Annotated in this window: 16 protein-coding genes; all 16 read left to right on the plus strand. The window is 29.5% G+C overall.

What is annotated here, in order from left to right:
* Positions 1–63: 63 nt before the first annotated feature.
* Positions 64–3,114 carry an ATP-binding protein gene (locus RYO54_RS17580; protein ID WP_315121720.1) on the plus strand — a complete coding sequence of 1,017 codons (3,051 nt, stop codon included), beginning with the start codon at positions 64–66 and terminating at the stop codon, positions 3,112–3,114.
* A gap of 30 nt (positions 3,115–3,144) precedes the next feature.
* Positions 3,145–4,263 carry a response regulator gene (locus tag RYO54_RS17585; RefSeq protein ID WP_315121722.1) on the plus strand — a complete coding sequence of 373 codons (1,119 nt, stop codon included), beginning with the start codon at positions 3,145–3,147 and terminating at the stop codon, positions 4,261–4,263.
* A 327-nt stretch (positions 4,264–4,590) separates the two neighbouring features.
* Positions 4,591–9,390, plus strand: a complete 4,800-nt coding sequence (locus RYO54_RS17590; protein WP_315121723.1) for a SpaA isopeptide-forming pilin-related protein — start codon at positions 4,591–4,593, stop codon at positions 9,388–9,390.
* A 248-nt stretch (positions 9,391–9,638) separates the two neighbouring features.
* Positions 9,639–10,793: a hypothetical protein gene (locus tag RYO54_RS17595; protein ID WP_315121725.1), complete on the plus strand. Its 1,155-nt coding sequence runs from the start codon at positions 9,639–9,641 to the stop codon at positions 10,791–10,793.
* 144 nt (positions 10,794–10,937) lie between these two features.
* Positions 10,938–11,513, plus strand: a complete 576-nt coding sequence (locus RYO54_RS17600; protein ID WP_315121727.1) for an Ada metal-binding domain-containing protein — start codon at positions 10,938–10,940, stop codon at positions 11,511–11,513.
* A 25-nt stretch (positions 11,514–11,538) separates the two neighbouring features.
* The gene (locus RYO54_RS17605) at positions 11,539–12,192 is read left to right on the plus strand and encodes a (Fe-S)-binding protein (protein WP_315121729.1); all 654 of its coding nucleotides are present in this window, start codon (positions 11,539–11,541) and stop codon (positions 12,190–12,192) included.
* Between the two features lie 99 nt (positions 12,193–12,291).
* Positions 12,292–12,765: a methylated-DNA--[protein]-cysteine S-methyltransferase gene (locus tag RYO54_RS17610; protein ID WP_315121731.1), complete on the plus strand. Its 474-nt coding sequence runs from the start codon at positions 12,292–12,294 to the stop codon at positions 12,763–12,765.
* Positions 12,766–12,871: 106 nt separating this feature from the next.
* A complete protein-coding gene (locus RYO54_RS17615) occupies positions 12,872–13,492 on the plus strand; it encodes a TetR/AcrR family transcriptional regulator (RefSeq protein ID WP_315121733.1) in 621 nt (206 codons plus the stop codon).
* 17 nt (positions 13,493–13,509) lie between these two features.
* Positions 13,510–14,397 (plus strand): ABC transporter ATP-binding protein, encoded by an 888-nt coding sequence (locus RYO54_RS17620; RefSeq protein WP_315121735.1) that lies wholly within the window; start codon positions 13,510–13,512, stop codon positions 14,395–14,397.
* A 5-nt stretch (positions 14,398–14,402) separates the two neighbouring features.
* Entirely contained in the window at positions 14,403–15,200 is a 798-nt protein-coding gene (locus RYO54_RS17625; protein ID WP_315121737.1) for an ABC transporter permease subunit, read from the plus strand.
* A gap of 43 nt (positions 15,201–15,243) precedes the next feature.
* Complete coding sequence (locus RYO54_RS17630; protein WP_315121739.1) at positions 15,244–16,041, plus strand: ABC transporter permease subunit; 798 nt, start codon at positions 15,244–15,246, stop codon at positions 16,039–16,041.
* A 365-nt stretch (positions 16,042–16,406) separates the two neighbouring features.
* Complete coding sequence (locus tag RYO54_RS17635; RefSeq protein ID WP_315121741.1) at positions 16,407–16,601, plus strand: hypothetical protein; 195 nt, start codon at positions 16,407–16,409, stop codon at positions 16,599–16,601.
* 345 nt (positions 16,602–16,946) lie between these two features.
* Positions 16,947–18,107 (plus strand): DUF819 family protein, encoded by a 1,161-nt coding sequence (locus RYO54_RS17640; protein ID WP_315121743.1) that lies wholly within the window; start codon positions 16,947–16,949, stop codon positions 18,105–18,107.
* A 29-nt stretch (positions 18,108–18,136) separates the two neighbouring features.
* Positions 18,137–19,546, plus strand: coding sequence for an SH3 domain-containing protein (locus RYO54_RS17645; RefSeq protein ID WP_315121744.1), 1,410 nt, complete (start codon positions 18,137–18,139; stop codon positions 19,544–19,546).
* Between the two features lie 37 nt (positions 19,547–19,583).
* Positions 19,584–19,910 carry a DUF3870 domain-containing protein gene (locus RYO54_RS17650; RefSeq protein ID WP_315121745.1) on the plus strand — a complete coding sequence of 109 codons (327 nt, stop codon included), beginning with the start codon at positions 19,584–19,586 and terminating at the stop codon, positions 19,908–19,910.
* Positions 19,911–20,332: 422 nt separating this feature from the next.
* Positions 20,333–21,395: Na+/H+ antiporter NhaC family protein (locus tag RYO54_RS17655; protein WP_315121747.1), on the plus strand; the 1,063-nt coding region annotated here is incomplete at its 3' end.

Here is a 21,395-nt window from a genome sequence, read left to right on the forward strand (position 1 = left end):
ATAAAGCTATATAAATCTAAAAATAAATATATATTAAAGATTATGGGGGATTAATAAGATTTAATGAAAAATATATTAAGATCAATTATAGTTTTAGGCATGTTATTAGTTTCATTTTTTATATCTTTTTATGATTTAATACCCAACAAAAATCCTTTACTTGCGGAAAAAGGAAAAATGGATCTTTCCCAATGGGATTTTTATGAAAATAGAGCTGTAAAGCTCGATGGGGAATGGGAACTTTATGATAATCAATTACTTACTCCAGATGATTTTCATAAAGAGGGTCTAAATAAACCTAAATTAACGGGTTACACTAAACTAACATCAACTAGAACAGATGATAAAAATGATAATATTATAGAACCTAAAGGGGTTAGAAGCTATAGATTAGTTATGAAAATAAATCCTTCAGATGAAGTATTTGGGCTAAAAGTAGAAAATATTAAAATGAGCAATAAGGTATATGTTAATGGAAGTTTAAAAGGCTCAAGTGGTAATCCTGATGAAAAAAATAAGGGGTATTATCCTAAAAATATACCTTATGACACATATTTTAACATTCAAGGGGATAAGGTTGAAATAATTATGCAGATGGCAAATTTTGATTATCCATTTAGAGGAACTCTATATAAAATATATTTTGGGTTCCAAAAGGATATTAGTTTTATGACTATGACAAATTTCTCTATTGAGCTGGCAGGAGCTATATTAGCATTTCTATTTGGAATTTACTGTTTAAATATTTATTCTATGAGCAATGGAGAAAAAGTCTATCTATATTCAGGAATAAATCTTTTAGCAACCATGATATCCTTAACTTTAAATGGACAAAAATCATTATTGCAATTATTTCCAGGAATATCCTTTGAGTTGTTTTGTAAAGTTCAAGAAATTGCAATTATTCTAATGGTAATATCTTTATTAAGAATCATAAAAGAAGTAGATAAAAGAATATTACCAAAACCTACAATTAAAATAACTAATATAGTAAGTACTATATATATATTAATAGTTTTGATAGCTAAATATTCAATACATGTGTATTTAAATTTAATTATGAGTATCTTTATTCCAATATTATTAATCACAGTAATTTTAAGATTAATAATTATGACTTTAAAAAACTCCTATGGAACTTTAGGGAGAAAAGGAAATATTATTTTTTTAAAATCTACAATTTGTATATTTATTTGTGTAACTAATAACTTTCTGTATTCATTTAAATTAGTTCATACAAAACTAATAGGCTCAGTTGCACTTTGTGGCTTTATGATATTGATGGCTATTATAATGTCTTATAAATTTTCACTAACTTATAAAGATATGGAGAAGATGTCAAGTGAACTTATAGAAATGTATAAAGTTAAGGATGAATTTATTACTAAAACTTCCTATGAATTAAAAGCCCCACTGTACGGGATAATTAACATAGCCGAAACTATAATAAAAGAAAATAGCGATTCTTTAAAGGATAAAAATATTAAGGATATAATAATCACGAAAAATATAGCTCTGAGATTATGCAATATTATAAATGACACATTAGATGTAACTTTATTAAAGAATAATCAATTAAAGATTAATATATCTACAATAGATATTAAGATTTGTACTAACTTAGTGATTGAAAGTTATAAATATATAATACAAAACAAAAATATAAATATTATTAATAATATAAAGGAATCATTGATGGTTAAGGGGGACAAAGATAGAGTAAGACAGATCCTGTTTAATCTTATTAATAATGCTGTTAAAAATATGGAGAAAGGTACAATAAAAATAAGCAGTAATAAAATCAATGATATGGTTTATGTATCTGTAGAAGATACAGGTATTGGAATTCCAATAGACAAGCAAGAAAAAATTTTCGAACCTTATGAATCTTTGAATTCGGAAGGAATTGGTTTGGGGTTATATATAACCCGTCAATTAGTTGAATTAATGGAAGGAAAAATATATTTAGAGTGGTCAGAAATAAATAAAGGAAGTTGTTTTGTATTTTCACTGCTTTATTCAGAAGAAGCAAGTAATTTATGTGAAGTATCAAATATAGAAGATATGAAGTATTTCCAAAAATTATCTTCAATAGATTATCCTAAAACAAAGGATAGAAAGAAAGGTGAAAACACAATTTTAATAGTAGATTATGAACTATTGAATATTCAGACAGCTTTAAACATATTCCATAGAGAGGGCTATAATGTTTTAACTGCTTTCTCAGGAGAAGAGGCTTTAAATAAAATAAAAGATAATAAAGTTGATTTAATACTCTTAGATGTAATGATGCCAGGAATTTCAGGAATAGATATATGTAAAAAAATTAGAGAAAAATACTCAATTATTGAATTGCCAATATTGATATCAACTCTAAGAAATACAAATTGCGATTTGTTTTTAGGCTTCGAAGCGGGAGCAAATGATTTTATAACTAAGCCCTTTGAAGAAAAGGAAATAATTGGTAGAGTAAGGACGCTAATTGAATTGAAGAAATCTATGGAACATGCCCTAAAAAGTGAATTAGCTTTTTTGCAAGCTCAAATAAAACCACATTTTTTATATAACGCACTAAGCACTATTATTTCCTTTTGTTATACTGATAGCCAAAAAGCGGCTAATCTTCTTATGAATTTTAGTAAGTATTTAAGATTAGCTTTTGATATAGATAATAAACTAATGATTGTACCACTAAGGCGAGAATTAGAGATGGTAGATGCTTATGTAGAAATAGAAAAAGCTCGATTTGGAGAAAAAATTAAAATTGAATATGATATTGAGCAAGAGCTTATGAGTGAAGAAATTCCATCGCTATCCATACAACCTTTAGTAGAAAATGCAATAAAACATGGACTTTGTGAAAAAAGTGAAGGTGGAACTGTATATGTTTCAGCTAAAAAGAAAAGAGGTACAATCTATATTACAGTTAGAGACACTGGAGTTGGAATGTCAATGGAAAAAATTGAGGAGTTAGAAAACATTGATATTAAAAATGAGGGAATAGGGTTCTCAAACATAAGCAAAAGAATTAGAAGATTGAATAAAGCAGAGATAAATATTTGTAGTATTGAAGGGGAAGGAACAACTGTGACTATATCTATTAAAAATTTATAGTCTAATATGTTGTTGGGGAGGGGGAAGTCAATGAGGACTATAATCGTAGAAGATGAAAAACCAATTTTAGAACTAATGAAAATGCTTATTAATAGAAATAAGCATTTAGAAATAATAGAAGAATTCACGAACCCTAAAGAAGCTCTAGAAAATGTATCAAAACTTTTACCAGAGGTTATTTTTATAGATGTAGAGATGTCGCATATGAGTGGAATAGAATTTGCTAAAAAAGTGATGAGTTTTAATGAGAATATACAGATAGTTTTCGTAACTGCTCATGAGAAATATGCCTTAGAAGCTTTTAAAGTTAATGCAGCAAATTATATTTTAAAGCCAATTACAGAAGAAGATCTAAATGTAACTGTAAACAGACTATTAAAAAATAAAAATATAAAGGAAATTAACTTAGAAGATAAACAAAATAAAATATTTTGTTTAGGATGTTTTAGAGTTTATGGAAGATTAGGTAATGAAATTATTAAATGGTCTACTGCAAAGGTTCAGGAGTTATTTGCATATTTTGTTTATAAAAACGGAGAAGAAATAGATAAATGGAAACTTTGTGATATACTTTGGCCGGATTCACCTCCTAAAAAAGCAGAGCATAATTTACACAGTACAATATATAGATTAAAATCTGTCTTTAAAAATGCAGCAATAGATAATATAGTGCATTACAGAAGTGGAAAATATAGAGTAGATTTAAAAGATTTTCGTTGCGATATATGGGACTTTCAAGCTTTTATTGAAAATAATCCTGTAGTGAATGAAAAAAACATAATGAACTATGAGAAAATTATTAATTCCTATAAAGGAGTACTGTTTGGAAATGAGGATTATATTTGGACTATAGAATTAAATGAAAAAATAAATAGATACTATTTAACTAGTGCAAAAAATATAGCTAAATATTATATGGAGAAAAATCTTTATAATAAAGCGGAAGAATATTTAGCAAAAGTGATTAAAAAAAATCCTTTTGACGAAGAAGCTCATGAGCTAATAATGAAGGTGTACTTTAATATAGGAGATAGAGTAGGATTAGTTAGCCATTATAAAAAGTTAAATAAATTGTTTAAAGATGAACTTCATATACCTCCAAAAGAATCGACTAAAAAGCTTTATGAAAATCTATTGGTGAAATTATAAGTGAAAAATTAAATTTCTCTCAGCTTGGTGACAAAGATATTTTGTACCAAGCTCTTCTTTTTACTCAAAGAAAGGATTTTTAATTTTTAAGTAAAATAGAAAATAATTTGGATTTTAATGCTATAAAATAAATTTTAAATATAAAGCCCCATGCTTTTTCAAGCATGGGGCTTTGTAATTAATATGAAAGAATTTACATTTATCTCAATTTGTGAGAAGTTTGTGAGAAGTTTGTTAGAGGCTTGTTAGGAGGGTAGATTAGTATAAAATTGATAAAATAAAATTTATCGCAAAATTAAATATAGTATTTTGAAAAGGAGGGGGAAAATGAGGAAAAAAAGATTTTTAGCAATTACCACGGCAATTATGTTTCTGCTGGAAATTTTCTCGGTAATTATACCTTTTACTAGTGTAAAAGCAAATGAACTTACAGATATCACAGATAAATTTCAGTTTATCACAGATGTTAAACTAACAGATGGGGATGGAAATCCATTAGGAAATAATGTGGATAAGAAATCAGGGATTCGTGTTTATTATGATTGGTCTATGCAAAGTGATGAAAATGTAAAAGAAGGGGACTTTTACACAATGCAGCTACCGAGTCAAATCCATATCACACAAGATATCAATGAAGAAATTACTGATGGTGGAAATAAAATAGCAGATGTGCACGTAGGTACAGATGGGAATGTGAAAATTACATTTTCAGAATATGAAAGTCAAGAATCTGATGTAACAGGCTCTTTTTATGCGAATTGTAATTTTAGGGAAAGTGACATAGAAAATGAAAATTCTGTATCTCTTACCTTTAATCTTCAAGGAAGCGCAAAGCCTGTTACTATTAATGTGGATTTTGGAGAACCTGCACCTGTAGATACTTCTGGGGAGGGACCTGAAGCTCATGATCCATCTACAAATGAGCTTACAAATGAGCCTATAGATGAACCTACAGATATTACAGAGAAATTTCAGTTCATCACAGGCGTTAAATTGACAGATGGAGATGGAAATCCACTAGGAAACAATGTGGATAAGAAATCAGAGATTCATGTTTATTATGACTGGTCCATTCCAAATGATGAGAATGTAAAAGAAGGGGATTTTTATAGGATGCAGCTGCCACCTCAGATTCATATCGTACAAGATATTAACCAGCCAATTAATGATGATGATGGAAATAAAATAGCAGATATGCATATTGGCACAGATAGAAGTGTAAAAATCACATTTACAAAATATGCAAGTGAGCATTCAAATGTAGAGGGATACTTTTATGCCAGTTGTCATTTCAAGGAAAGTGAAATAGGAAATGAAAATCCTGTTAAAATTACATTTAATCTTCAGGGGGACGCAAAGCCTGTTACTATTGATGTAGATTTTGAACAACCTGCACCTGTAAATACTTCTATAATAAAATCCGGAAGCTATAATCCATATACAAATGAAATTAAATGGATAATAGAAATAAATAAAGAAAAAGTGGAAGTCAAGGATGCTGTGATTGTAGACCATATTCATGTAGGTCAAGAATATGTAGAAGGCTCCACAGAGTTTGATGGTAATCCAACTTCAGATGGATTCACCTATACAACGGCTGCACATGGAGATTCTGATAAAACAGGAACATTGACCTATACTTTTGATGATGTAATCAATAAAACCACACATACTATAGCATTTAAAACTAAGGTTACAAATCCAAAAGCCTTTGAATCACATGGAAAAATAACTTATGAGCATAATAAAGCAATTTTAACTCATGATGGCACAAGTACAGAGTCAAATGATGCATCTGTTAGAGTAGTGATAGATTATATTAATAAAAGAGGAGAGTACAACAGGGAAAGAAAGCAAATTGACTGGATTATTAATATAAACAACAATGCACAGTCAATAAAAGATGCAAAGGTTATAGATAATATTCCACAGGGTCTGACTCTAGATAAAAGCAGTGTAAAAGTAGATGGAAAATCTATGTCAGAATCAGACTATAGCTATAATGACAATATATTTGAATACATTTTTAAAGGAACTATAAATGAATCACATACTATCACTTTTTCAACAGATGTAACTGACCCAGATGCCTATAATTCAAATGATCCGAAATATTATAAAAATGAAGCTATCTTAATAGGTGAAGGTGTACCTGGAAATGCTAAGGGTACTGGAACTGTTGGTGTTCCAACTAGTATTATCAGCAAAAATGGAAATGTATATAATGCTTCTACCCATAGGATTACTTGGAGGATTACTGTAAACGCTAATAAAATATTTATTGATAAAGGTGCGGTGGTTACAGACCATATTCCTATAGGGCAAAAATATGTAGCTGGATCTGCAAAAATAGATAATGGTGCAAGCCAAGATGGATTCACTTATACAGAAGCTGCAAAGGGAGATAAAGAAAAAACAGGAACGTTAATCTATAGGTTTAATGATTCAATTGATAAAAAAGCACATACTATAACCTTTGAGACAGAAGTAACGGATCCTAATGTGTATGCTGCGAATGTAAGTAAAGATTATTATAATACGGCTACACTTACCCAACCAGATATACCTACTTCTTCATATACGGGAAGTCAGAAGGTAAACAGCCAGGTAATTCAAAAGAGGGGTATAAATTATGATTATGTAACAAGAGAAATTACCTGGGAAATTAAAGTGAATAGAAATCAAATGCCTATAACTAATGCTGTTGTTGAGGATGTTATTCATGAAGGCCAGGAATTTGTAGAAGGCTCTGTGATGATTGGAGGAAAAAAAGCCGACTCAAAGAATTACAGTTTTGATTCTGAAAAAAGAATTTTTAGGTATAAGTTCCCAGATAAAATCAACACGGAACAGACAATTACCTTCAAAACAAAAATTACAGATTTATCAATTTTTAATACCAATGGTGATAAAGCCGTGAGTAATACCGCCTCTTTAATTGGAGATGAAATACCGCCGGATGTAAAAAGCACGGGAACTCAGACTATTAAGAATTCAGTGTTGAGCAAGATAGCTAAATATAAAAGCGGAGATTCTTATATTGATTGGGAGGTAATTATTAACAGTAACTTCAGCGTTCCACTGGATGAAGCAACTATAACTGATCAGCTTCAGGAGGGACTAGTACTAGATACAGGTACTGTAAAGTTATATAAAATGACTGTAAATCCTGATGGTAGCCTTACACAAGGAGAAGAAGTGACACTCAATGAGGATAGTGTAAAATATGATATTGAAACTAGAGAGTTTACATTTAGTTTTCCAGATTCAATAGATGGAGCTTTTAAACTAACCTTTAGAACAGATGCAACTAAAAAAGCTACCTTTACAAATTCAGTATTTTTTAGTGGAACTGGGGTTATTGAGGATTCTACTTCAACTCCAGTGGGAGTTTGGTATTCCAGTGGTGGCGGTGGCGGAACAGGGCAGACTGGAAGCATTAATGTTGTAAAGGTTGATAAGAATGACTCTCTAAAAAAACTTAAAGGGGCTGTATTTCAACTTTTAGATAGATATAAGAATATTATAAAAGTTTCTCAACCTACAGGAGATGAGGGATCTGCTCTATTTGATAAGTTAAAATTTGATATAGATTATTCTATTAAAGAATTAACAGCACCAGAAGGTTATAAGCTAAGTGATGAAGTTTATACTTTCCAGTTAAAAAGTAGTAATGATCAAAAAGATATCAAATATGAGTATGTGAATGATAAAATCACTGGAACAATAGAGTTCAAGAAAATAGAAGAAGATATAGAGGAAAATGGACTTCAAGGAGCAGAATTCACCCTTTATAAAAGTTTTGATACCGAGCATCAAAACCCTATAAATACTGCGATTAGCGATGAAAAAGGGCTTGTACAATTTAAAGATGTGGAGTATGGAAGCTATATTATAAAGGAAACCAAAGCGCCTATTGGATATACTCCATCATTACAGATATTAACTGCAACTATTAATGAAAATGGAGTAACTGTAAATGCTGATCCATATATGATTACTAATAAAAAGATAAAGGGAGTTATAGAATTTATCAAAGTAGGAGAAAATGAAAATCCTCTTAAAGGTGTGGAATTTAAACTTTATAAGAGTGAGGATAAATCTTATCAAAATCCTTTAGATACTGCAATCAGTGACGAAAAGGGAATTGTGCAATTTAAAGATGTGGAGTATGGAGACTACATTATAAAGGAGACAAAAGCTCTTAGTGGATACTATCTTTCTTATAAGACTTTAACTGCAAGTATTAGTGAAGATGGAGTTAATGTGCATGCAAATCCATATAAATTTGTTAATACAAAGATCAGTGGAGGATCTGGAGGGCCAGGAGGATCTGGAGGCTCAGGAAGTTCCATTAAAGGAATAGTAAATATTAAGAAAGTGGATGAAAAGGGTAATCCTCTTAAAGGTGTAGAATTTGCATTAATTGATGAAAAGGAAAATTTAATTCAGCTTGCTGTAACAGATGAAAATGGACTTGCGCAATTCAAGAATGTGTCAAATGGCAAATATACTGTTAAAGAAACAAAGGCACTTGAAGGATATACTATTTCCAGTGAGGCTATTTCTGTTGAAGTAAATCAAAATGGAAAGACCTATGATATTGGAACTATTAAAAATACCAAAATTAGAGGGGCCATTGAGATTAATAAAGTGGATAAAAATAAGAAACCTCTTAGTGGAGCAGAATTTACACTATGCCATGAAGATGGAAGAATAGTTAAAACTGCTATATCAAGATCAGATGGAATAGTTCTATTTGAAGGCTTGGGCTATGGAAATTACACAATTAAAGAAACAAAAGCACCTAAAGGATATGTGCTAAGTAACGAGGTTATAATTGTTTCTATAGGTTCCTCAGAAACACAAAAATTCACGGTTCAAAATGAATTGGAAAAAGCACCAATTGAAGATAAAAAGCAAGGAAAAGACACTAGCAAAGACAATAAACCAGGAAAAAGTTCCACTGCACAGAATGAAAAAAATCCAACTGAAAATAGTTCTAATAAAAACAATAAAATTCTTCCTAAAACCGGAAGTATCATAGATGCTAAAGTTTTAATAGCATTAGGATTAATGGCAATCCTTGCAGGAATTGGATTAGTATTTAAAAAAGAAGAAATATGAAACAATAATTAAAAACAATTAAACTAAATAAGAATAATGTAAAAAAGTCAGCGATGCTGGCTTTTTTGCTATGAAAATATTACTTAAATACTATTTTTAAAGGAAAAGATTGAGAGTTTAGAGAATTATAATAAGTATCAGTTATAGAGTGTAATAGATTAGATTTATGGAATTATGGTTTTATAAAGATTTTTCTAGTATAAACGATAAATAATCAATATTATAAAAAAATGTAGGTATTGAAATTTATGAATAATGTTTTAAGTGAATTAGATAAAATAAAAGTTTTAGATAAAAGTGATATTGTAAATATTAAGAGTTATATATGCAAGAAATATCCTAAAAATGCTGAAAAAGAAAATGCAATAATACTGTCAGATACTGTTAATAAAATTATATATAATAAATTAGAAGGATTGCCAGAGCATTTAAAGTTATCTGTTAAAAACAATGTAGTAAAAAATACTTTATGTAAGGATAAGATAGCCATTACCTTACGTGATATTTTTGAAACTTGTATAGCAGAGGAAACTATAATAGGAGACTTTACTGATGAACTAATAAATTGGTTTGACTTAAATGCAAAAATCGAAATTACAACGAAAGATATAAATAAGTATTTAGAGTCAATAGGATTTAAAGATATAAGTGAAGATGTCCCTGTAGAAGAAGAGTTATATTTTGAAAGTGAAGAAGATATCAATGACAGCATTGGAGATATTAATGGCAGCATTGAAGAATTAAGCAGTTCAAAGGATATGAAACCAAGAAAAATTTTATCTAATTATTTATCTAACTTAAAAAAATTAAAAAGAATTGGATGTATAGCCCTTATGGCTATTTTTATTATACCTTTGTATAATGCAAGCAGAGGTGTTCATTTTAATAAGACCAATGAACAAGAGAAAATAGAAAATTATGTTGTTGAATCAGATAAAAAAGAAAATATTTCAACTAATTATCCAAACTTACATCTTCCTAAATATATGAGGTATGAAGATGTAGATAAAGAAAAGTTAAAAGATTTTTTAAATAAACGAGAGTCTCTTTTAGCTAAAGAACCATATTTCTCCACTATATTTTCTGTAGCAGAAGAGTTCAATTTAAACCCTATTGTACTTTTTTCTATAACAGGACAGGAACAAAATTTTGTACCTAAAAATGATAAAGATGCTTATAAAATAGCGAATAATCCATTTAATGTATTTTATAGCTGGATAGAGTATAATACAGATATAGATGATGCAACTAGGATAGCTTCTAGAACTGTGATTAATTTATCTGAAAATAGACCAGAGGATAAAGATCCTTTTTTATGGATAGGAAGAAAATATGCTGAAGACAAGAACTGGGGTAAGGGCGTAAGGCTTATTTTTGAGGAATTAACCGAATATGTAGAATAGGATGAACATTAAAGTTAGCATTAGAAATAAGGGGAAACTAAATATAATACAAAAAAGGTTAGTAAAATCCAGGAAGAAATTTTAAAATTATAAATGTATTATAGTTATTAGGATATTAAGATATTGTTCAGTGGAGGCTTAAGTATGAAAGAAAACAATGAAATCTCTAATGAAGATAGATGGAGCGCTATTATAAATTGTAATAAACATTATGATGGTTTATTTTATTACGCTGTTAAAACAACAGGTATTTTCTGTAGGCCATCCTGTAGAGCTAAGCCACCACTAAAAAGAAATACGTTATTTTTCAATAACTCACAGGATGCTATGAATGCAGGTTTTAGACCATGCAAAATGTGCAGACCTGATATCAATGAACATATTTATGAGCCTAATAAGATACTAATTCGAAAGGTAAGAGAAATTTTAAATCATGATTACAGAAAAGAAATTAACTTTAAAGCTATTTCACAAGAAGTTGGAATGAGTGATAGTCATTTAACCAGATTGTTTAGGCATTATTATGGATTAACGCCAAGTGAATATATAATGCAATTGCGAGTAAAAAAATCTAAGGAATTATTATCACAAACTACTTTAGACATTGTTGCAGTTGCTTATGAAGCTGGATTTAAAAGTTTGTCTAATTTCTATAAATGCTTTAAAGAACAGGCTGGTTATACGCCAAAGGAATACAGAAAAAGCAATAGTGTAAATTAAATTAATTAGTAAGGGGGATGTTATAATGAAAAAAGCATTTGCACCAGGATGCGCATTAATGATCTACAAGCCGGAGCTTGGAAAGAAAATTCTCGAATATTTAAATGAGGATTTAGGAAATATAGATGAGCATCTAACTTGCTGCAGACATGAACCTAATTTAGAAGATGGAACACAAGTAATTAATACCTGTCCTGGTTGCGACAGGCGTTATAGGGAGTTGTATGATTCAGTTTCTACTATTTCACTTTGGGAGGTATTAGCTAATAGTAATACATTCCCCTTCCCAGATTACAAGGGAAAAGAAATGACTATTAGCGATGCTTGTCCTACTCGTAATGAAGAAAGAGTACATAATGCAATAAGGGATTTATTAAAAAAGATGAATATAAATGTAATAGAGCCTGAAAGGACAAGAACAAAAGGGAAATGTTGTGGAGATAACTACTATGGAGTTCTACCTGTGGAGCAAGTTAAGGAACAGATGAAAAAGCGTGCTTCTGAAATGCCCGCTGAAGATGTAGTTGTTTATTGTGTATCTTGTTCCAAGTCAATGTATATAGGAGGGAAAAAACCACGATATATAGTTGATCTTTTATTCGGAGAGGATACTGTTCCAGGGACACTTGAACCGGACCAGTGGCATGCACAAGTTGACAAATTTATAAGCGAGCATTAAAAATAAGATAAAGAGATTAATAATGTGATGATATTTTGCCTAATAAATTATCGCAATATTATGAAATGTAGGATTTAAATTATATTTGGAAGTGATTATATGATTAAAAGATATTATGGATATTATCATTCACCAATAGGTATATTGGAAATAATTTGTTCTGAAGAAGCACTGCTTTCAGTTATGGTCATAGATAAAGAAAAGCCAACAAGTGAAACTAATTTAATTTTAGAAAATACTATCATTCAATTAGATGAATATTTTAATGGAAATAGAAAGGAATTCGATCTTAAAGTTTCATTAGAAGGAACTAATTTTCAAAAGCAGGTGTGGAATGAACTGCTGAAAATTCCTTATGGCAAAACTTTATCTTATAAGGAATTAGCTATAAAAATAGGAAATGAAAAAGCTGTAAGAGCAGTAGGAAATGCTAATGGTAGAAATATAATATGGATTATAGTGCCTTGTCATAGAGTGATTGGAACTAATGGAAACTTAACAGGGTATGCTGGTGGATTAGGGATAAAGCAATGGCTTTTAGTACATGAAAAAAGCTTTGAAAATGTAAAATAGAGATATAAAATTAATTGACCACTACAGTCAAAAATGTGATATAATAGAATTGACTGTAGTGGTCAATTTTATTATGTTATTAGTTACTAGAGAGAGGGATAGGAATATGTTTTCAAAATTTTTAAATCTAAATAAGGAGAAACAGGATCGTATTTTAAATGCAGCAATGAAGGAGTTTGCACAGAAGGGGTTTGAAAATGCATCTACCAATGAGATTGTTAAAGAAGCAGATATATCAAAGGGAATATTATTTCATTACTTTAAAGATAAGAAACATTTATTTTTATTTTTATATGACTATTGTATTGAACTTAATATAAATGAATTTTATGGAAAAATTAGCTTGGATGAAAAAGATTTATTTGTTAGATTACGCCAAATTTTATCTATTAAATTTGAATTGATGAATAAACATCCTGAGATGTTTAAATTTCTTGAAATAGCATACATGGAAGATTCAATTAATGTTAAAAGTGAATTGGATAATATAAATAGTAAATTTACTAAGAGTGCACTTAATAATATATTTGAAGGAATTGATGTTTCTAAGTTCAAAGATAATATTGATATAAAAAAGGCCATAAATATTATAGTTTGGTCCTTGCAGAAGTTTAGTGAGCAGGAAATGGAAAGGGCAAAGTTAACTTTAAAGGAAATTGACTATGACAAAGCTTTTGCAGAAGCAGATGAATATATAGAAATATTTAAAAATAATTTTTATAAATAATATGGGGAGGTCATGGAATGAATGTTATTGAGATTAAAAATTTAACTAAAAATTATGGAAAAGCAAGAGGGATTGAGGATGTAAGTTTTAATGTTGAAGAGGGGGAGATTTTTGGATTTATTGGACCAAACGGTGCAGGAAAGTCAACAACAATTAGAACATTATTGTCACTGATATATCCCACTAGTGGAAGCGCTAAAATTTTTGGAAAAGACTCTGTAAAGTTTGCCCCAGAGATTAAAAAAGAAATAGGTTATTTACCATCAGAAGTATTTTATTATGATAACATGAAGGTTATTGATCTTTTAAAATATTCAGCTAGTTTTTATAAAAAAGATTGCAGCAAAAGAATGAAAGAGTTAGCTGAAATAATGGATCTTGATCTTAATAAAAAAATTAATGACCTGTCCTTTGGTAATAAAAAGAAGGTAGGAATAGTTCAAGGATTACTCCATGAACCAAAATTAATCATACTTGATGAACCTACCAGTGGATTAGATCCCCTAATGCAACAAAAATTCTTCGATTTATTAAAAGAGGAGAATAAAAAAGGTGCTACAATTCTATTTTCCTCCCATATTCTAAGTGAAGTTCAGAAATTATGCGATAAAGTTGCCATTATTAAAGAGGGCAAAATAATTAAAGTTGAAAAAATTACTACATTAAAAGAAGATAATTATAAGAAATTTAAGATTGAAACTAAAGATATTGTTAAGAAAGATTATTTTAATGTTAAAGGTGTAAATAATTTAGAAATAGAAGATAATAGTGTGAGTTTTTTATTTAGAGGAAATATAAATTTAATTATGAAAAAAATATCATCAATAGAGATATCTAATCTTTGGATAGAAGAACCGAATCTTGAAGAAATTTTTATGCATTATTATGAAAAGGAGGAGGACTAAAGTTTATGAATGTATTTTTACATGAATTAAAAGCTTATAGAAAGTCAACAATCATTTGGTCATGTTCTTTAGTCGCGTTGATTATTTTATTTTTATCAGTGTTTCCAGCTTTTACGAAGGATGTTACAGAATTTAAAAACATACTTGAAGGATTTCCGGAAGTGGTGAGAAAAGCTATTGGGATTTCTTTGGATAACATTTCTACGTTTTTAGGATTTTATTCTTATGTGTTTTTGTATATATTACTCTGTGGTTCAATTCAAGCTATGAACTTAGGAACTTCAATTTTATCAAAAGAAGTTCGTGAAAAAACAGCAGATTTTCTTTTAACAAAACCTGTAACACGTGCACAAATTGTTACCTCCAAGCTTTTAGCAGCATTAACCTCTTTGATAATAACTAATATAGTTTATTTAGTTTCGGCAAGTTTAATGGCATCAGCTGTGAAAAATCAAGACTTTGATTATAAAATATTTTTTATGATTTCAATTACAATGTTTTTTGTTCAGCTTATCTTTCTGTCATTAGGTATCCTCGTTTCTGTATTAGCTACTAAGATTAAATCTGTACTTCCAATTTCACTGGGGACGGTATTTGGGTTTTTTATAATAAACATGTTTAGTTCTACCATGAATGATGAGGCATTACGATATATAGCTCCATTTAAATATTATGATGCCTCATATATCATTAAAAATTCTTCCTATGAGACTTCTTTTATTATTATAGAAGTAATTTTTATTTTTGTTTCAATTTTTGCCAGTTACCTAATATATTCGAAAAAAGACATCCATGGGATTTAATAATTATGAGTTTTAAAATTTCTATGTAAAAGGAGATTTATTTATGAATATTTTTATGAGAGAAATGAAAGCCTATAGAAAATCACTTATAATATGGTGTATTGCCTCAATATTAATGGTGGTAGCTGGAATGAGTAAATATTCTGCACTGGGAGCATCAGGCCAATCTATAAATGATATAGTATTAAAAATGCCTAAATCCTTACAGGCTGTAATTGGTGTAGGAACTTTAGATCTATCAAAAGCTAGTGGATATTATGGAGTGCTTTTTCTATACTTAGCTATAATGGCTACTATTCACGCTGCCATGCTAGGATCAAATATTATTTCAAAAGAAGAAGGAGATAAGACAGCAGAATTCTTGATGGTAAAGCCCATATCAAGAAATAAAGTTATTACATCAAAGCTATTAGCAGCACTTTCTAATATAGCTATTTTTAATATTATTACTTTAATTACATCAATTTTAACTGTGGGATATTATGCAAAAGAGGAAGCTGTAAATCAGGATATTATAATATTAATGATTGGTATGTTTATTTTACAGTTGATGTTTTTGGTTATAGGTACTGCTATAGCAGCTATAAGTAAGAATCCAAAGACCGCTACTTCAATATCCACAGGAATACTTTTATCTACTTTTATATTATCTATATTAAGTGACATAAATAGCAAATTTGAAAACTTAAAATATATAACCCCATTCAAATATTATGAGGCTAAAAAACTAATGTATGGCGGCGGGTTTGAATATGTTTTTGTAGCATTATCAATAGTGATTATTGGAATGTTATTAAGTGTCACCTATATATTTTATAAAAATAGAGATTTGAATGTATAGTATAGATCTTCTATGAGTTCTTAAACAAGAGTACATTTTTATATTTTTAAGCAAGTAGTCTTATTTTTCGAAGTTTTAAATAATAAATGTATACCAGTAGGTAAGAAAATAAATATAATAAAAATGTATGAAAGATAGTCCAACCATTATAATAAGTCACTTTGTCTACAAGTATACCTAAACCTTCAATTAAAGTAGTTAAAATAGAAAAGAACAATATTAATGTGTAAGGATTTATATTGAGTTTCTTAATTAAATGAATAAGACTAGTAGCCATAATAGGATAGAATCCTAGATTAAAGGGAATTGATGCACCAGCAAGATTAAAAGGATATAAAAAACAATAGTTATTCTGAAAACTCCATATGTTAATTGTATATGCTATTGAGCTAGAAAATGGAGCTATGGTAAGCAGCAATTTTTTTTCTTTAAAATATAGTACAATCCCTGATAGCCAAGGGATAAAAAATCCAATAATAAAATTAAATAGCAATATATCAACCCCTAAAGTTATTTTTTATATTTTATGTGGAAGTATTAAATATAATACAGAAAGATAATAAAGTTTAAATTGGGAATAATTAACTTTATATTGAATTTTATTACCATATATAATATAATGATAATAGAAAGAAAATTAAGAATATTTAGTTTTACTGTTCTGTTTATTTAGATGCCTAAAGCATTTTAACGTAAACAAAGCCCAGTAGGTGATAATAATCATTTATTGGGTTTTTTATTTTTAAATTTAAGTTGATCAATTTTGGTATTTTAAATAATAATCATTGATAAATATATATAGATAAATTCTTTAATTAAAAATGTTCAAATTTTGAATATATGCCCTTACTTAATTAAAGATCAATAAAGGAGGGCTATAAAATAAATATAAAGGGGGAAATTTTATGATTACAAAGGGTTTTACCTATGTTGCATTTCTAATCTTCTTTGCTAGCATGTTGGTGCTGGCGGAGAAAAAATCCAAATCAAAAATATTTACCTATATTCCTGCAATTGTTCTTTTATACTTTGGGGCTATGTTACTTTCTACCTTTGGAGTTTGGGAAAACAACAAAGAAATAACAGCAATTTATAAAGGACTAAAGGATAATTTACTACCTGCTATGATATTTTTAATGCTTTTAAGATGTGATATTAGAAAGATCGCAAAATTAGGACCTAAGATGTTAATTGGATTCTTCTCAGCAACTATAAGTATTATGATAGGATTTGTAGTTACTTATGTTTTATTTAAAGGCTTTTATGAACCAGATACTTGGAAGGCCTTTGCAGCTCTTTGTGGAAGTTGGATAGGTGGTACTGGTAATATGGTTGCCGTGCAAGGAGCATTGAATGTACCCGACGCAAAACTAGGATACACACTTCTTATGGACTCTATTAATTATTCAATTTGGGTAATGTTATTATTATGGTTAGTATCCTTTGCTCCAAAGTTTAATAAATGGACAAAGTCTAATACGAAACTAATAGATGAAATAGGAGAAAAATTAACTGCAGATAAGGCGTCTATGAGAAAGGAGATAGAATTCTCAGATTTAATAATATTATTAGGTTTAAGTTTGTTTGTTTCTGCTATATCTATATACCTTGGAGGATTAATGCCAAAATCTGAATTCTTTCAGGGAACAACATGGACAGTTCTTATAGCTACTGGTTTGGGAATAATATTTGCAATGACACCAGTGGCGAAGATTCCAGGGTCATCTCAGCTTTCAAACTTAATGCTATATACAATAGTTGCTTTAATTGCATCCAGAGCAAACTTTGCAGAATTAACAAAAGCACCTATATATATTATTTCAGGATTTGTGATACTTGGAATACACGCGCTGCTTATGGTTCTATCTGCAAAAATATTTAAGCTGGATCTATTTACATGTGGAGTTGCTAGTTTAGCAAACATAGGAGGAGTAGCTTCTGCGCCTATACTTGCTGGTGCTTATAGTGAAGCTTTAGTGCCTATTGGAGTTTTAATGGCTCTTATGGGATATATAGTTGGTACAGGTGGAGGAATGTTAGTAGGAAAAATACTTTCTATATTATAAATTCATAAATTCGTAGGGGGTTAGGGTATATGAAAAAAATTAAATTGAAAAGTATTTTAGCTATTTTTTTTACTACTATTATTTCTACAAACGTTTATGCAGCAGGTGAAAATCACGTTCAGTTTAAAAGCAATGTACCTAAAGTAACTGAAGACATGATGAAGGCGGACTTTTGGATAAAGAATATTAAAGATAAAGATAATATTATTATGGATAAAGCTTCTATAGAAAAATATAATAAAGAATTAGAAAAAAAGACACCTGAAGTGGTAGATCTTAAAAATTATAAAGAAGTATTTACGAAAGAAGAATTGACAAAACTTATAAAAGATTTGAGCTCACCTTCATCCAGTCCTAGATATGATAAAGATGGTAAATTAATAACGGAATTTTACTACAATAAATTAAATGAAAACTTAAACTTAGAGGGTCTGAAAGAGGAAAATGGAGTTAAATATGGCATTACTGTTAGAAGAACATTGATGAAAACCTATCCTACTTATGAATTATTGTTTAAAGAAGGAGATACTTATGAGTTTGATAGATTAATGGAAACAGCTGTATATCCTTTAGAACCTATTGTAATATTAAGTACAAGCAAAGATAAAAAGTGGTATTTTGCTCAAATGTATAACTATTTAGCTTGGATACCTGCAGAGGATATTGCTATAGCGTCAAAGGATGAGTTGTTTAAATATATAGATACTAAGGATTTCCTAGTAACTACAGGTAAAAGAGCATTTACAGCTTATAATCCACTGGATAGCAATCTTTCTGAAATTAAATTTGATATGGGAGTAAGAATACCTCTTGCTAGCCAAAAAGAAATCGGCGATGAAGTTTATGGACAAAATACTACAGGAAATTATGTAGTTAAACTTCCTACAAGAGATGATAGTGGAAAAATGGTTTTAAAATATGCTTTAATACCTAGAACAGAGGATGTAAATGTTGGCTATCTTCCTTATACTAGAGAAACTGTATTAAATCAAGCTTTTAAATTTTTAGGAGAAAGATATGGTTGGGGTGGAATGTTTAATGGAAGAGATTGTTCTTCTTTTGTTATGGATATATATAGGAGTATTGGGATAAATCTTCCTAGAAATACAGGGGAACAAGGAAGAAAAGATCCAGGGAAATCCTACGATATGCCAAAAGAGATGACTTTTGAACAAAGGCAAAAACTATTTGACGGTATAAATCCCGGAGCAGCACTATATATGCCAGGACACGCTATGTTATACATTGGCGAATACAATGGAGAGCATTATATGATACATGATTTTTCAGGCTTCTATAACAAGGAGAAGGATGGAAGTTATAAATACTATAAAGCCCGTCAAGTCATGGTAACTCCTGTAACCATAGGTTCAGAGGATAATGGCAAGACATATTTAGAAGACTTATATTTAGGTAAAGAGTTCATATTAGACAAATAAATTACATTACCGTATAATATTCCATGAGGTGGTATTAATGTATCAGGGGAATACGGTATATGTGGTGGGCAATTCTAAAACTAATACAGATAATGCAATTACAAATATATTCAATTCATTTTTTATAGGTTTTGTAGTGGAAGTGGAAAATGATACTATAATAGATTTAAGTTGTTCAGCAACCATAAGAACAACGGATGAATTCGTTAGAAGTTTATTTATGGGAAAAAAACTTATTGAATTTGACTCGAATTGTCAAGAAGAAATTAAAAGAAGGTACCATGGTTCCTCTCAACGAGCAATCATTGTAGCGTATAAAGATGCGGTAAAAAAATATAATGAAATAAAATTAAAATATTTTTAGATTTACTGTTTTGTTTAATGAGATATAAAATGAAAAATTTATCCGATGACTACCCGCTCTAATACTCCCATCTTCTTAAAAGTAGGAGTAAAGAGCGGTTACGTCCCTGGATAACGATTTCTAAACTTCAGATGGAGTAAAAACTCTCTCTGAAGTTTAGAAATCTGTTTATATCGGAATAAATAAAAACCAGTAAAAGCAAGTAATAGTATGCTTTTATTGGTTTTTTTGTTTTGTAATATGGTAAATTTCAGCTCAATTTAAAACTCCTTAAATGATAATTCAGGACTTGGAGTTAGAAAAATTAATGGAATAAAATATTTAAATTTAAAATAAAGTATATTAACTTTATTTTTTCTTAAATGCGTGATACAAAATAACTTTTATATATCAAATAAAAATATTAAAAGGAGGGATTTTAAATGTTATTTGGTATTTCACCATTATTTGCTTTATTGTCATTAATACTATATATAGTTCTTGCGTTTAAGGATATTAATCCAATTCTAAATGTACTTTTGTGTGTCATTATTACGGCTATTTTAACAAACAAGCCTCTATTAGGCATGGGTTCGGTCATAGCAGACTCTTTAGGATCCTTTTTATCATTAATAGGATTTATTATAATGATTGGCTCAGCATTAGGTGCAATTCTTAAAAAAACTGGAGTTGCGGAAAATATAGTTAGAACAGTTATGAAGAAAATAGGAATTAATACGGAGAAGAAAGCTGTTTTATCTTCAATGGTGACTTCCATGGTTTTAACAGCATTACTTGGAACTCTTGCTGGAGCAAATGCTATTATAGCTCCTATAATAATTCCATTAGTAGCAGCTATAGGAATTACGCCATCTTCACTAGCAGCAGTTTTTATGGGAGCGGGTCTAACTGGGTTGTTTATAGGACCTTTTTCACCGCAAGTAGTAACCATTATGGGATTAACAGGATTAAGCTATGGGCAATATTTAATATCTGCTGGATTACCGGTAACAGCTGTTTGTTTAATAGTAACTTATATCATGGCTAATAAGATTCAAAAGGATACAAAAGGTATTTATGCCTATGAAAATGTTGAAAATATTGATGTTAATCAGGAAGCAAGTGTTGAAGCTAAAAGGGCTACTTATGCATTTTTAATTACTTTAGTACTTTTAATTATTTATGGTATTTATGTAAAGAGCGGAGCCTCTTATGCTGTAGTTGTTATGTTTACAGCAGCCATCGTTACAGGAGTTGTAGCTAAATTAAGTTTGAATGATATATTTGATACATTAATTCAAGGTGCATCGCGTATGATGTGGTTGTTTATAATGTTTGTTTTATTTAATCCATTTATAACATTTATTGAAGAGTCAGGGGCATTTAAAGCTTTAGTTGATTTATTAGAACCCTTATTGGCCTCAGGAAATAAAATAGTATTTTCTTTAGTCTCAACATTAACAGGAATATTTGGAATAGGTGGAGCAGCAGTAGCTCAATCTGTAG

The organism is uncultured Clostridium sp. (assembly GCF_963515715.1).
Classification (GTDB): Bacteria; Bacillota; Clostridia; order Clostridiales; family Clostridiaceae; genus Clostridium_AW.

Bases quoted from the DNA above. Each gene is read 5' to 3' on its own strand.
- RYO54_RS17615 (WP_315121733.1), top strand. From the start codon at position 12,872: ATGTTTTCAAAATTTTTAAATCTAAATAAGGAGAAACAGGATCGTATT.
- RYO54_RS17580 (WP_315121720.1), top strand. From the start codon at position 64: ATGAAAAATATATTAAGATCAATTATAGTTTTAGGCATGTTATTAGTT.
- RYO54_RS17605 (WP_315121729.1), top strand. From the start codon at position 11,539: ATGAAAAAAGCATTTGCACCAGGATGCGCATTAATGATCTACAAGCCG.
- RYO54_RS17630 (WP_315121739.1), top strand. From the start codon at position 15,244: ATGAATATTTTTATGAGAGAAATGAAAGCCTATAGAAAATCACTTATA.
- RYO54_RS17585 (WP_315121722.1), top strand. From the start codon at position 3,145: ATGAGGACTATAATCGTAGAAGATGAAAAACCAATTTTAGAACTAATG.
- RYO54_RS17625 (WP_315121737.1), top strand. From the start codon at position 14,403: ATGAATGTATTTTTACATGAATTAAAAGCTTATAGAAAGTCAACAATC.
- RYO54_RS17640 (WP_315121743.1), top strand. From the start codon at position 16,947: ATGATTACAAAGGGTTTTACCTATGTTGCATTTCTAATCTTCTTTGCT.
- RYO54_RS17610 (WP_315121731.1), top strand. From the start codon at position 12,292: ATGATTAAAAGATATTATGGATATTATCATTCACCAATAGGTATATTG.
- RYO54_RS17595 (WP_315121725.1), top strand. From the start codon at position 9,639: ATGAATAATGTTTTAAGTGAATTAGATAAAATAAAAGTTTTAGATAAA.
- RYO54_RS17650 (WP_315121745.1), top strand. From the start codon at position 19,584: ATGTATCAGGGGAATACGGTATATGTGGTGGGCAATTCTAAAACTAAT.
- RYO54_RS17600 (WP_315121727.1), top strand. From the start codon at position 10,938: ATGAAAGAAAACAATGAAATCTCTAATGAAGATAGATGGAGCGCTATT.
- RYO54_RS17635 (WP_315121741.1), top strand. From the start codon at position 16,407: ATGTTAATTGTATATGCTATTGAGCTAGAAAATGGAGCTATGGTAAGC.
- RYO54_RS17590 (WP_315121723.1), top strand. From the start codon at position 4,591: ATGAGGAAAAAAAGATTTTTAGCAATTACCACGGCAATTATGTTTCTG.
- RYO54_RS17620 (WP_315121735.1), top strand. From the start codon at position 13,510: ATGAATGTTATTGAGATTAAAAATTTAACTAAAAATTATGGAAAAGCA.
- RYO54_RS17645 (WP_315121744.1), top strand. From the start codon at position 18,137: ATGAAAAAAATTAAATTGAAAAGTATTTTAGCTATTTTTTTTACTACT.